Raw genomic sequence first — 12,775 nt, forward strand, 5'->3', positions numbered from 1 at the left:
AAGATGTCGTCAACCCCGCCATGCTAACCATCACCCGCCCGGCCCTGCGCGGAGACGTGCTCCGGCCCAGGGGCGGCCGGGCCGGCCCTTGTGCGTTCGTACGAACGACCACCCGTCCCGGGTGGTGGATGCCTACGGATACCCTGGAAGAGTGACGTTCCCGGTAGTCGGCATGGTCGGTGGCGGTCAACTCGCCCGAATGACCCACGAGGCGGGCATCCCCCTCGGCATCAAGTTCAAGCTCCTCAGCGACACCCCGCAGGACTCGGCAGCCCAGGTGGTGAGCGAGGTCGTCGTCGGCGACTATCGCGACCTGGACACCCTCCGGGCGTTCGCGCGCGGCTGTGACGTGATCACTTTCGATCACGAGCATGTGCCGACCGAACACCTGCGGGCCCTGGAGGCGGACGGCATCCCCGTCCGCCCCGGGCCCGGCGCGCTGGTGCACGCCCACGACAAGGGGGTGATGCGCGCGAAGCTGACGGAGATCGGCGCCCCCTGCCCCCGGCACCGGATCGTCTCCGGCCCGGCCGACGTGACGGCGTTCGCCCAGGAGGGTGAGGGCTACCCCGTCATCCTGAAGACGGTGCGCGGCGGGTACGACGGCAAGGGCGTGTGGTTCGTACGGAGCGAGGCGGACGCGCACGAGCCCCTCCAGGCCGGGGTCCCCGTCCTCGCGGAGGAAAAGGTCGACTTCGTACGCGAGCTGGCCGCCAACATCGTGCGCTCCCCGCACGGGCAGGCCGTCGCGTACCCCGTCGTCGAGTCGCAGCAGGTCGACGGCGTGTGCGACACGGTGATCGCGCCCGCCCCCGGCCTCTCCGAGGCCCTCTCCGGTGCGGCCCAGCAGCTCGCCATCCGCATCGCCGTCGAGCTGGACGTCGTCGGGCACCTCGCCGTCGAACTGTTCGAGACCCACGACGGCCGCATCCTGGTCAACGAGCTGGCCATGCGCCCGCACAACTCCGGCCACTGGACCCAGGACGGCGCGATCACCTCGCAGTTCGCCAACCACGTCCGCGCCGTCCTCGACCTGCCGCTGGGCGACCCCCGCCCGAGGGCGCGCTGGACGGTCATGTGCAACGTGCTGGGCGGTGACTACCCCGACATGTACAAGCCGTACCTGCACGTCATGGCCCGCGACCCGCAGGCGAAGATCCACATGTACGGCAAGGACGTGCGGCCGGGCCGCAAGATCGGCCACGTCAACACCTACGGCGACGACCTCGACGACGTGCTGGACCGCGCCCGTCACGCCGCCGGCTACCTCCGAGGAACGATCACCGAATGACTGCTCCCGCCCCCCTCGTCGGCATCGTCATGGGCTCGGACTCCGACTGGCCCGTCATGGAGGCCGCCGCCACCGCCCTCGCCGAGTTCGAGATCCCCTACGAGGTCGACGTCGTCTCCGCACACCGGATGCCGCACGAGATGATCGCGTACGGGGAGGAAGCGGCAGGCCGCGGTCTCAAGGCGATCATCGCGGGCGCGGGCGGCGCGGCCCACCTGCCCGGCATGCTCGCCTCCGTCACCCCGCTCCCGGTCATCGGCGTCCCCGTGCCCCTGAAGTACCTCGACGGCATGGACTCCCTGCTCTCCATCGTGCAGATGCCGGCCGGAGTCCCCGTCGCCACGGTCTCGATCGGCGGCGCCCGCAACGCGGGCCTCCTCGCGGCCCGCATCCTCGCGGCCCACGACCCCGCCCTCCAGGCCCGGATGCGCGACTTCCAGCAGGAGCTGAACGACCAGGCGAGCGAGAAGGGCAAACGGCTGCGCGCGAAGGCGATGAGCGGCCAGGACTCCTTCGGCTTCGGGAAGTAGGGAACAGCCATGAGCGACCTGACCGCGGCCCACGCACTCCTCGCCGACTTCCCCGTCGTCGACGGCCACAACGACCTTCCCTGGGCGCTGCGCGAGCACGTCCGCTACGACCTGGACCGCCTGGACATCGGCGCCGACCAGCGCGCCCACCTGCACACGGACCTGGCCCGGATGCGCGCGGGCCGGGTCGGCGCCCAGTTCTGGTCGGTGTACGTGCGCACCGACCTCACCGGCGACAGCGCGGTGAGCGCCACCCTCGAACAGATCGACGTCGTCGCCCAGCTGCTGAGCCGCTACCCGGACGACCTGGTCCGCACGCTGACCGCGGACGACATGGAGACGGCCCGCCGGGACGGCCGCATCGCCTCCCTGATGGGCGCCGAGGGCGGCCACTCCATCAACAACTCCCTCGCCACCCTGCGTGCGCTGCACACCCTCGGCGTGCGCTACATGACGCTCACCCACAACGACAACATCGCGTGGGCCGACAGCGCCACCGACTCCCCGGGCGTCGGCGGCCTCTCCGCCTTCGGCCGTGAGGTCGTGCGCGAGATGAACCGCGTCGGCATGCTCGTCGACCTCTCGCACGTCGCCGCGACGACGATGCGCGCGGCCCTGGAGACGACCGAGGCGCCGGTGATCTTCTCCCACTCCTCGGCCCGCGCGGTCTGCGACCACCCGCGCAACATCCCGGACGACGTCCTGGCCGCGCTCCCGGCCAACGGCGGCGTCGCGATGGCCACGTTCGTCCCCAAGTTCATCCTCCCCGAAGCCGTCTCCTGGACGGCCCGCGCGGACGAGAACATGCGCGCCCACGGCCTCCACCACCTGGACACCACGGCCGAGGGCATGAAGGTCCAGCGCGCCTTCGAGGCCGCGCACCCCCGCCCGATGGCCACCGCCGCCACCGTCGCCGACCATCTGGACCACATGCGCGAGGTGGCGGGCGTCGACCACATCGGCATCGGCGGCGACTACGACGGCACGGCGTTCACCCCGGCCGGCCTCGAAGACGTCTCCGGCTACCCGAACCTGATCGCCGAACTGCTCTCCCGCAACTGGTCCACCACCGACCTCGCCAAACTCACCTGGCAGAACGCGGTCCGCGTCCTGCGCGACGCCGAATCCGTCGCCCGCGACATCCAGCCCCGCCGCACCCCGTCGAACGCGACGCTGGAGCAGCTGGACGGCTGAGGGGCCGGGGGCAAGCAGAAGGGGGCGTCCGGCCGGACGCCCCCTTCTGCACATCTCGTGACTACTTCGGCAAGTTCCGTGCCATCACGATGCGCTGAACCTGATTGGTTCCTTCGTAGATTTGTGTGATCTTGGCGTCCCGCATCATCCGCTCCACCGGGTAGTCCCGCGTGTAGCCGTAGCCGCCGAGCAGCTGGATCGCGTCCAGGGTGATCTCCATGGCGGCGTCCGACGCGTAGCACTTGGCGGCGGCGCCGAAGAAGGTCAGGTCCTCCTTGTCGGCGCCGGCCGAGACGCGTTCGGACCTGGCGGCGGCCGAGTAGGTGAGCTGGCGGGCCGCCTCCAGCTTCATCGCCATGTCGGCCAGCATGAACTGCACGCCCTGGAAGTCGCCGATCGGCTTGCCGAACTGCTTGCGCTCCTGGACGTAGCCCTTGGCGTGGTCCAGGGCGCCCTGGGCGATGCCGACGGCCTGGGCCGCGATGGTGACGCGGGTGTGGTCCAGGGTCTTCATCGCGGTGGCGAAGCCCGTGCCCTCCTCGCCGATCATGCGGTCGGCCGGGATGCGGACGTTGTCGAGGTAGACCTCACGGGTCGGCGAGCCCTTGATGCCGAGCTTCTTCTCCGGTGCGCCGAAGGAGACGCCCTCGTCGGACTTCTCCACGACGAAGGCCGAGATGCCCTTGGAGCGCTTCTCCGGGTCGGTGACGGCCATGACCGTGTAGTACTCGGACTCGCCCGCGTTGGTGATCCAGCGCTTCACGCCGTTGAGCACCCAGAAGTCGCCGTCGCGGACCGCGCGCGTCTTCATGCCCGCGGCGTCCGAGCCCGCCTCCGGCTCGGAGAGGCAGTACGAGAACATCGCGTCGCCCTTGGCCAGGGGGGCGAGGTACTTCTTCTTCAGGTCCTCGGAGCCGGAGAGGATGACCGGCAGCGAGCCCAGCTTGTTGACGGCGGGGATGAGCGAGGAGGACGCGCAGACGCGGGCCACCTCCTCGATCACGATGACCGTGGCGAGCGCGTCGGCGCCCGCACCGCCGAACTCCTCCGGGACGTGCACCGCGTGCAGGTCGGATGCGACGAGTGCGTCCAGCGCCTCACGGGGGAAGCGGGCGTTCTCGTCGACGTCGGCCGCGTGCGGGGCGATCTTCGCCTCGGCGAGCGCGCGCACCGTGTCGCGGAGCATGTCGTGCTCTTCGGACGTCCGGTACAGGTCGAAATCGGGCGAACCTGCCAAGGTTTCTCACTCCCCAAGGTGCTGACTGTGCAGTGCCGGCCGGTGTCGGCCGGGATGCTAACTACCGTTAAGTAACCCTGATTTTAGGTGGTGCGGACCGTCCTGGATACGTGAGTTTGCCGACAGGTTCCCGACCCCGCACCGAGGCTCCCCCCAACGGGTCCCGGATATGCTCGGGCGCGTTGTCCCGCCCGTACCGCTAGGAGCACCGCATGGCCCTCAGGATCACCGTGATCGGCACCGGCTACCTCGGCGCCACACACGCCGCGGCCATGGCGGAGCTCGGGTTCGAGGTGCTCGGGCTCGACGTCGTGCCCGAGAAGATCGAGATGCTGTCGGCCGGGCGCGTTCCGATGTACGAGCCGGGGCTTGAGGAACTCCTGCACAAGCACGTGGAGGGGCTGCCGGGGTCCACCGGGCGGCTGCGCTTCTCCATGGACTTCCAGGAGGCCGGGCAGTTCGGGGACGTCCACTTCGTCTGCGTGAACACCCCGCAGAAGCACGGCGAGTACGCCTGCGACATGAGCTACGTGAACAGTGCCTTCGCCTCCCTCGCCCCGCACCTGAAGAGCGACGCGCTGGTCGTCGGCAAGTCCACCGTGCCCGTCGGGTCGGCCGCGCGGCTGAAGCAGCTGCTCGCCGACGAGGCGCCCGAGGGTGTCGAGCTGGCCTGGAACCCGGAGTTCCTGCGCGAGGGCTTCGCCGTGCAGGACACCCTGCACCCGGACCGGATCGTCGCCGGTGTGGAGAGCGAGCGCGCCGAGAAGATCCTGCGCGAGGTGTACGCGACGCCGCTCGCCGAGGGCTCGCCCTTCGTCGTCACGGACTTCCCCACCGCGGAGCTGGTGAAGACCGCCGCGAACTCCTTCCTCGCCACGAAGATCTCGTTCATCAACGCCATGGCCGAGGTCTGCGAGGCCGCCGACGGTGACGTGGCGAAGCTGGCCGAGGCGATCGGCCACGACGAGCGCATCGGGAAGAAGTTCCTGCGGGCCGGGATCGGCTTCGGCGGCGGCTGCCTGCCCAAGGACATCCGCGCGTTCATGGCGCGCGCCGGCGAGCTGGGCGCCGACCAGGCCCTCACCTTCCTGCGCGAGGTCGACTCGATCAACATGCGGCGCCGCGGGCACATGGTCGAACTGGCCAGGGAGGCGCTGGGCGACGTCGGCTTCCTGGGCAAGCGGGTCGCCGTGCTCGGCGCCACCTTCAAGCCCGACTCGGACGACGTACGGGACTCACCCGCGCTGAACGTCGCCGGACAGATCCACCTCCAGGGCGGTCAGGTCACCGTGTACGACCCCAAGGGCATGGACAACGCCCGCCGGGTCTTCCCCACCCTCGGCTACGCCGACTCCGCGCTGGACGCGGTGCGCGGCGCCGATGTCGTCCTGCACCTCACCGAGTGGCGCGAGTTCCGCGAGCTGGACCCGGCGGAGCTGGGCGGGGCCGTCGCGCACCGGCTGATCCTGGACGGCCGCAACGCCCTGGACCCGGCGAAGTGGCGCGAGGCCGGCTGGACCTTCCGTGCCATGGGCCGCCCGAAGGCCTGAGGTGCTCCAGGTGTCCGGGGTGCCGGACACGGTCCCCCCGGGCGCGGCCCTCGTCATCGCCGTCCTGCTCGGCCTGACCGGGCTCGGCCTGGTCGTCGTCGGCCGGATCGGCGCCACGGGGTTGCTGCGCCGTAACGCTCTCGTCGGTATCCGCACCGCACGCTCCACGGCGAGCGACGAGGCGTGGCGGAGCGTGCACCGCACGGCCGCGCCCTGGCTCTACGCGGCCGGGGCCGTGCCGCTGGCCGCAGCCGTGGCGATGCCCTTCATCGGGCACCCGGCCGTCCTCGTCGGCGTGGCGCTGGGCTCGCTCGCCCTGCTGCTGGTGCTGCTCGCCCTCGGGGTGCGGCGGGCGACACGGGCACTGCCGCCCCCGGGCCTCCCGGGCCTCCCCGACGCGACGGGCGGGACGACCTAGCGGGACCTAACAGTCCAGGTCCTCCCGGCGCGCTGTCGAAGGGCTGCGGCGCTGCTGTGCCGAGCGGGCGGTGAGTTCCACGTCGCGCAGCACCCGTTGGAGGTTGCCCCAGGTGAGCCGGGCCAGCTCGGCCTCGGGCCAGCCGCGGTCCAGGAGTTCGGCGATCAGGTACGGGTAACCGGCCGTGTCCCGCAGCGCGCCCTGGTGGTCGTCGCCGGTGTCGTACGAACCCGACAGGCCGACGCAGCCGGGGCCGGCCAAGGCGCGGACGTGGTCCAGGTGGTCGGCGACGTCGCCCAGCTCGGGGCCCGTGCGGTCCGCGGCGAACGGCACCATGCACAGTCCGCCGTTCTCCCGCAGCGCGGCCAGTACGTCGTCGGGGGCGTTGCCCGGATGACCGGTGCGGGCGAGCGCGCCGGAACGGCTGAGGATCACCGGGGCCCGGGAGACGGTCAGGACCGCGCGCATCGTCTCGGCCGGTGCTCCGCTGAGGTCGGCGAGCAGACCGAGGCGGTTCATCTCGCGTACGACCTCCTGGCCGAAGCGGGTCAGACCGGTGGGCGGCGCCCAGCCCGCACCGGTGAGGGTGAGGCTGCGGACACCGAGCGCGTACAGGGCCCGCAGTGTGCCCAGGGAGTCGCCGATCGCGGCGGCGTCGGCGGGACCGAGCAGCGAGGCGATGCGGCCGCAGGCGCGGGCGTGGCCCACCTCGCCCGAGCTCAGCGCGAGGCGCAGGGCCTGCGGATAGCCGGCGACCATCGCGCGGACGTGGTCGATCTGCTCCAGGCTGGCGACCACCGCGCAGCTGCCCTCGGTGGTGTGCAGGGACCAGAACTGCGCGCCGACACCGCCGGCACGCAGCCGCGGGATGTCGGTGTCCAGGGTGCTCTCGCCGAGCTCTATGTCCGACCACGGCGCGGAGCGCAGCGCCCGCGCCAGCTCGTTGTAACCGTCCGCGACGGGGTGTTCGGCGAGCAGCGCACGGGCCCTCGGGAGGGTGTCCTCCGCGGGGGCGACCGACGGAGGCTCGGTCGGCACGGGAGGGAACGCAGGCCGGGCTGCGGGAGGGGTGGTCGACGAGGGCGCGGCCGAGGCAGGGGTGGTGGGCGCGGTCCGGTCCGAGGGAGGTGTGCTCGGCACGGTCCGGTGCGAGGGAGGGGTGGTCGGCACGGGAGGGACTGACGCTGGGGTGTCCGCCGCTGGGTTGACCGCTGGGGTGTCCGCCGCTGGGTTGACCGCTGGGGTGTCCGCCGCCGGGTTGGCCGTCGGGGTGTCCGCCGCCGGGTTGGCCGCCAGGGCGTCCGGCGCGGGAGTGACCGTCGGGGCATCCGCCGACGGCGTGCCGTCGTGGCCCGCGTGGCCGTCGTCGAGTGGCTCCGGCGCGGGCGGCTCCGTATCGAGTCGGCCCGTCGCGGGGGCGGTCCGAGGGTCGTCCTCCTGCAGTGCCATGACGGGGCTCCGGTTCTGCGACGGCAGTACGGCCACCGTGGCACGGGAGCGCCGGGGGTTCGCGGCGGGTGTGGCGTTCGGGGGTACGGGGGCGGGGGCGGCGCGCGCGGAAGGTGCGCGTACCGCGGGGTGAAGGTGCGCGTACCGCGGTGCGCGTACCGCGGGGTGAAGGTGCGCGTACCGCGGGGAGAGGGGCTGCGGCCCCGCGACCCCGTCCCCTTCCCGCCCCGTCCGCTCCCTCAGCGGTCCGAGCTGACCGTGACCTTCTCGTCGTTCTTGATCTGCTTGACCAGCTCGTCGACCTTCGACTTGTCCCAGACCAGGTTGCCGCCGCGGCTCCCCGAGATCGGCATGTTCATCGACTTGCCCTCGCCGCCGCTGATGCCCTTCATCGCGAAGAACATCTCGGCCAGGTCGAACAGCCCCATGTCCTTGTCGACGACCAGGGTGTCCAGACCCGCGCCCAGCGTCGGGTACAGCGAGAACGGGTTGAGGATCGTGCCCGGCGTCGCCGCCTGGCTCGCCAGTGCTGACAGGAACTTCTGCTGGTTCTTGGTGCGGTCCAGGTCCGAGCCGGCGAAGGCGTACCTGGTACGGACGAAGGCCAGCGCCTGCGATCCGTTGAGGGTCTGCTTGCCCGCCTGGAAGTCCGCGCCGGACTTCTTGTCCTTGAACGCCTTGGGGATGTCCAGCTCGACGCCGCCCAGCGCGTCCACGATGTTGGCGAAGCCCGCGAAACCGATCTCCGCGTAGTGGTCGATGCGCAGGCCGGTGTTGTGCTCGACGGTACGCACCAGGAGCTGGGGACCGTCCTCCGCGTAGGCGGCATTCAACTTCACTCTGCGGCCCTGGCCTTCGCGGCGCTTTCCGGACTCCGAACCGACGAAGGTCGGGATCTCCACGTCCGAGTCACGGGGCAGCGAGACCATCGTGTTCCCGCTGCCGCACGCCGCCAGGATCATCATCGAGTCGGTGCGCTTGCCCTCGGCGGAGCCGGTGTGCAGCTGCTTCTTCTGTTCGGCGGTCATGCCCTCGCGGCTGTCGGAGCCGACCACCAGGTAGGTCGTGCAGTCGCCCTCCTCGGGGCGGTCGATGACCTTGGAGAGGTCGACCTCGCGGCGCACCTTGGAGTCGGCCCAGAAGTAGGTGCCGACCGACGTGACGACGAGGACCGAGACGACGGTGATCGCGCCGATCTTGATCCGGCGTCCCCAGTTCGGTGCGGGGCGCGGGCCGCGGGGGCCGGTCGGCCCGCCGGGGCCGCCCTGGCCGCCGCCACGGCCGCCGCCGTAGACCTGGCCGGTGTTGTAGCCGTCGCCCCGGCCGCCGCCCTGGCTCGGCACCTGACTTCCGTCGTACGAGCCGTACCCGTCGTGGCCCGGGGACTGCTGCGGCGGAACGCCGGGCCGCGGCGGTGCGTCGCGGCGCCGGTTCGCAGGCCGGGGGGCCTGGCCGCGCTGCACATGGCGCATCACCTGGGGGCCTTCGGGCTGCGCTCCCGCGCTGCCGCGGCCGTACCGGTCGCCCCGGTCGTCGTCTCGTGCACTGGGCCAGTCGCTCATGACCTCAGTGTGCGGGCAGGGGGCGGCAGGCTCACAGGGCGGGTGGGAAATCGGGGCAGGGCTGTTGCCAAGCTGATGCAATGGGCACCGGCATAAGGTGGAGCGTATGACAGATCAGGCCCGCACCCCGGAAGACCCCATTCCGGGCAAGCCCACCTCCGCTTCCCGCACCACGCTCAGCCACATCATGACCGCCGCGGAAACGAATCTTCTCGGTACGGTGCACGGCGGCGTGATCATGAAGTTGGTGGACGACGCGGCGGGCGCGGTCGCCGGACGGCACTCCGGCGGGCCCGCTGTCACGGCGTCGATGGACGAGATGGTGTTCCTGGAGCCGGTGCAGGTCGGTGACCTCGTCCATGTGAAGGCGCAGTGCAACTGGACCGGCCGCTCCTCCATGGAGATCGGCGTACGGGTGCTGGCCGAGCGGTGGAACGAGTCGACCCCCGCCCAGCAGGTCGGCTCCGCCTACCTCGTCTTCGCCGCCGTCGACGCGGACGGCAAGACCCGTTCCGTACCGCCGGTGATCCCGGAGACGGAGCGCGACCGGCGGCGGCACCAGGAGGCCCAGATCCGGCGCACGCACCGGCTCGCCCGACGCCGCGCGATCAAGGAACTGCGGGACCGGCGGGCGGCCGAAGGACTCGACGACTGAGAGCCCCGGACCCGTTACGGGCACACCACCCGGTCCCCCGTAGCCACCCCGAATTCTCCCTGGTACGCATCCTCCGCCCGTACCGGCGTCACCGCCCGGAAGTCCGCGCCCGCCGTCACCCGCAGCGTGCTGCCCTGGCCCTTGACCGCCGTCAGCTCGCAGCCGGGCAGGGCCGCTGCCAGGGACTGCGCGGAGCGGTCCCAGCGCGGGTCGTACGTCACGAGCGTCCTCGGCAGGTCGCGGCGCACACCGTTGCCCGGGACGCCGGTGGTACGGAACCCGGTGGCGCGCAGCTCCGCGTCCACGCGCTTGCCCAGGCCGGCCCTGCGCGTTCCGTTGTCGACCTGCACCCTGATCTGCTGCGGGGCGACGCCCACCGTCTTCCCCTTCGGCCTGTTCGGCCGCTGTACCGCCAGCGGCCGGTCCTCGCGCAGGGTCCGGAACAGCTTCTGCGACTTGGCCCGGTCCCACTTGAGCGTCGACCCGATGCCCTTGACCTTGAAGCCCATCTCGCCGAGCGGCACCGAGGTGAACTCGGACGACGCCGGGCTGAAGCCCCGCATCGCCTGTCCCAGCGCCAGCATCTCCGCCGTGCCGAAGCCGCTGTCCGCGCGCACCGAGCCGAGCAGCGTGCCGGCCACCTCACGGAACTTCACCGGGTTCAGCAGCGCCCCGCTCGCCGTCGCCCGCGCGATGAACGCCGCCAGGAAGCGCTGCTGGCGCTGCATCCGGCCCAGGTCGGACGCTCCGTCGATGTGCCGGGAGCGTACGTACTGAAGGGCCTGGCCGCCGCCGAGCCGGTGCGTTCCGGGGGCCAGGTCCAGGCCGGTGTAACTGTCTTTCAGGGTGTCGGCGGTGCAGATGTCGACGCCGCCCAGCACGTCGACCGTCTTCATGAAACTGGTGAAGTCGACCTCCAGGTAGTGGTCGATCTTCACGCCCGTCATGTGCTCGACGGTGCGGGTGGTCAGCCCGGGCCCGCCCTCCGCGTACGCGGCGTTGAGCTTGACCGGGTGCGGCTTGTGGTGCTTGCCGGTCGTCTCGTCGGTGTGCTCCGGCAGCTGCGCGTAGCTGTCGCGGGGGAGGCTGACGATGCTGGCGCGGTCCCGGGCCTCGGAGACGTGCACCAGCATGACCGTGTCCGTGCAGTGACAGGGAGCGCCACCCAGGCGGTACTTCTCCTTCTCCTCCTCGGAGATCCTGTCGCGGCCGTCGGTGCCGACGACCAGGACGTTCATGCCGCGCCCGGACTCCGCCTCGGGCCGGTTCTTCATGTCCTTGAACGGGTCGACCCGGGCGATCTGCGTGTTCATGCTGGTCACCATCGCGTGCCCGATACCGCCCGCCGCCAGGACCAGGACGGACAGGGTGGTCGCCGCCCGCATCCCCCAGTGCGGCCGCTCGTCCTGCTTCCTGCGGCGCTCGCGTGCGAGTGGCTGCCGCCGGCGGCCCTGGTGCGGGGTCCGGCGCGGAGCCGGTCGTCGACGGGAGGGTACGGGCACGGGGGACACCTCCGGTGGGGCACAGGACGGGGACCTGGTGCACCGTATGCCGATACGATCTGCGGACCGGTGCAGCACCGCGGCCGCCGCGCGAGGCTGTCCCCCGTTCGCGGTAACGTGACGTGCTGTGAACGCCTACGCCTCCGCCGCCCCGGCGGTCTCCGTGATCATGCCGGTCCTCAACGAGGAACGGCACCTGCGCAGCTCGGTCCGCCACATCCTGGAGCAGGAGTACGACGGCGAGATGGAGGTGGTCATCGCGCTCGGCCCCTCCACGGACCGCACCGACGAGATCGCCGCCGAGCTCGTGCGCGAGGACCCCCGGGTGCACACCGTCCCCAACCCGACGGGCCGGACCCCCGCCGCCCTGAACGCCGCCATCAAGGCGTCCCGGCACCCGATCGTCGTGCGTGTCGACGGTCACGGCATGCTCTCCGCCAATTACATCGCCACGGCGGTGCGCCTCCTGGCGGAGACCGGTGCGATGAACGTCGGCGGCATCATGAACGCCGAGGGCGAGACCCCCTGGGAAGAGGCCGTCGCCGCCGCGATGACCTCGAAGATCGGCGTCGGCAATGCGGCCTTCCACACCGGTGGCGAGGCCCAGCAGGCCGAGACCGTCTTCCTCGGCGTCTTCCGCCGGGAGGCCCTTGAGCGGCAGGGCGGCTACAACGAGGAGTTCATCAGGGCCCAGGACTGGGAGCTGAACTTCCGGATCCGCGAGGCCGGCGGACTGATCTGGTTCTCGCCCGAGCTGAAGGTCCAGTACCGGCCGCGGCCCTCGGTCAAGGCGCTCGCCAAGCAGTACAAGGACTACGGCCGCTGGCGGCACGTCGTCGCCCGCTACCACTCCGGCTCGATCAACCTCCGCTACCTCGCTCCGCCGGCCGCGGTGTGCGCGATCGCCGCGGGTGCAATCGTCGGCGTGGCCGTCACCCCGTGGGGCTTCGTCGTCCCGGCCGGCTATCTGGCCGCGATCACCGCGGGCTCGCTGCCGGCCGGCAAGGGCCTGTCCCTGAAGGCCCGCGCGCAGATCCCCCTCGCCCTCGCCACCATGCACATGTCCTGGGGCTACGGCTTCCTGACCTCGCCGAAGGCCCTCGCCAGGAAGGTCATCGCGAGCCGCAGGCCGGCCGTGCAGGACGCGCAGGGCGCGCAGGACGCGCAGGACGCGCAGGGCGCGCAGGACGCGCAGGACGCCGCCGTTCAGTAGTCCGCCCACGGACAGCCGTCGAGCGGTCCGGCCAAGGAGAGGGGGGGGCCCGGGCGCGCGGGCCCGGCCCCCCCCCCCCCTGGGGCCCCCCCCGGCGCACCCCGCCCCCGTGCAACCCGAACGCGCCGGGACCGCCCATCAACCCCCCCCCGGCGTTGGCCAGGACCCCCCCCC

General features: G+C 71.7%; 11 protein-coding genes. 7 read left to right on the top strand and 4 right to left on the bottom strand.

What is annotated here, in order from left to right:
• Window positions 1-172: 172 nt before the first annotated feature.
• The 3 genes from ACIQM4_RS15440 to ACIQM4_RS15450 are packed head-to-tail and all read left to right on the top strand — an operon-like array spanning window position 173 to window position 3,015.
• Entirely contained in the window at window positions 173-1,291 is a 1,119-nt protein-coding gene (locus ACIQM4_RS15440; RefSeq protein WP_401591453.1) for a 5-(carboxyamino)imidazole ribonucleotide synthase, read from the top strand.
• Complete coding sequence (gene purE / locus ACIQM4_RS15445; RefSeq protein ID WP_401591318.1) at window positions 1,288-1,821, top strand: 5-(carboxyamino)imidazole ribonucleotide mutase; 534 nt, start codon at window positions 1,288-1,290, stop codon at window positions 1,819-1,821. The genes ACIQM4_RS15440 and purE overlap by 4 nt, the downstream gene beginning before the upstream one ends.
• A 9-nt stretch (window positions 1,822-1,830) precedes the next feature.
• Window positions 1,831-3,015, top strand: a complete 1,185-nt coding sequence (locus ACIQM4_RS15450) for a dipeptidase (RefSeq protein ID WP_401591321.1) — start codon at window positions 1,831-1,833, stop codon at window positions 3,013-3,015.
• Window positions 3,016-3,076: 61 nt separating this feature from the next.
• Here the strand turns inward: ACIQM4_RS15450 and ACIQM4_RS15455 are convergent, their stop codons facing one another.
• Window positions 3,077-4,252 (bottom strand): acyl-CoA dehydrogenase, encoded by a 1,176-nt coding sequence (locus ACIQM4_RS15455; protein ID WP_401591323.1) that lies wholly within the window; start codon window positions 4,250-4,252, stop codon window positions 3,077-3,079.
• A gap of 212 nt (window positions 4,253-4,464) precedes the next feature.
• On the opposite strand from ACIQM4_RS15455, the gene ACIQM4_RS15460 reads away from it, so the two are divergent.
• On the top strand, window positions 4,465-5,802 hold the full coding sequence (locus ACIQM4_RS15460; protein ID WP_401591326.1) for a UDP-glucose dehydrogenase family protein: 1,338 nt from the start codon (window positions 4,465-4,467) through the stop codon (window positions 5,800-5,802).
• 19 nt (window positions 5,803-5,821) lie between these two features.
• Complete coding sequence (locus ACIQM4_RS15465) at window positions 5,822-6,220, top strand: SdpI family protein (protein WP_401591328.1); 399 nt, start codon at window positions 5,822-5,824, stop codon at window positions 6,218-6,220.
• Between the two features lie 6 nt (window positions 6,221-6,226).
• Here the strand turns inward: ACIQM4_RS15465 and ACIQM4_RS15470 are convergent, their stop codons facing one another.
• Entirely contained in the window at window positions 6,227-7,258 is a 1,032-nt protein-coding gene (locus tag ACIQM4_RS15470) for a dipeptidase (RefSeq protein ID WP_401591330.1), read from the bottom strand.
• 650 nt (window positions 7,259-7,908) lie between these two features.
• A complete protein-coding gene (locus ACIQM4_RS15475) occupies window positions 7,909-9,231 on the bottom strand; it encodes an LCP family protein (RefSeq protein WP_401591332.1) in 1,323 nt (440 codons plus the stop codon).
• Window positions 9,232-9,337: 106 nt separating this feature from the next.
• On the opposite strand from ACIQM4_RS15475, the gene ACIQM4_RS15480 reads away from it, so the two are divergent.
• Window positions 9,338-9,886 (top strand): acyl-CoA thioesterase, encoded by a 549-nt coding sequence (locus ACIQM4_RS15480; RefSeq protein WP_401591335.1) that lies wholly within the window; start codon window positions 9,338-9,340, stop codon window positions 9,884-9,886.
• 14 nt (window positions 9,887-9,900) lie between these two features.
• Here the strand turns inward: ACIQM4_RS15480 and ACIQM4_RS15485 are convergent, their stop codons facing one another.
• Window positions 9,901-11,271 carry an LCP family protein gene (locus ACIQM4_RS15485; protein ID WP_401591455.1) on the bottom strand — a complete coding sequence of 457 codons (1,371 nt, stop codon included), beginning with the start codon at window positions 11,269-11,271 and terminating at the stop codon, window positions 9,901-9,903.
• Between the two features lie 244 nt (window positions 11,272-11,515).
• On the opposite strand from ACIQM4_RS15485, the gene ACIQM4_RS15490 reads away from it, so the two are divergent.
• Window positions 11,516-12,601, top strand: coding sequence for a glycosyltransferase family 2 protein (locus ACIQM4_RS15490; protein ID WP_401591337.1), 1,086 nt, complete (start codon window positions 11,516-11,518; stop codon window positions 12,599-12,601).
• Window positions 12,602-12,775 lie beyond the last annotated feature (174 nt).

The sequence above is a fragment of the Streptomyces sp. NPDC091272 genome (assembly GCF_044757485.1).
Taxonomy (GTDB): Bacteria; Actinomycetota; Actinomycetes; order Streptomycetales; family Streptomycetaceae; genus Streptomyces.